The sequence below is a fragment of the Bacillus sp. SIMBA_154 genome (assembly GCF_046536015.1).
GTDB lineage: Bacteria > Bacillota > Bacilli > Bacillales > Bacillaceae > Bacillus > Bacillus pumilus_P.
In genome coordinates, this window is record NZ_JAWJBV010000524.1 from 1 (window position 1) to 247 (window position 247).

The following is a 247-nucleotide window of genomic DNA, read 5'->3' on the forward strand; positions in this document are numbered from 1 at the left end:
CTGGCGTAAAAAGTCGAGGGTTTGGCGCTCCGCTTCTTGAGTCTCCACCGTGCTGGCTTTCACCCGCGCCACTAACCCAGATTCGCCGTGGGTTTTCTGATTCCAATCATCCATCCCAGCCAACAGGCTATCGGGTTGTTTGACCGCAATCACTGGCCCTTCCGCCACCACGTTTAACTGAGCATCAGTGATCAACGTGGCCACTTCAATAATGCGCTCTTTGTCCGGCTCTAAGCCGGTCATCTCT

Annotated in this window: 1 protein-coding gene; it reads right to left on the reverse strand. The window is 54.7% G+C overall.

From position 1 onward, the window contains the following. Window positions 1-247, reverse strand: a 247-nt coding sequence (gene orn, locus R0K30_RS23010) for an oligoribonuclease (protein WP_410613291.1), incomplete at both ends; no start/stop codon positions are given.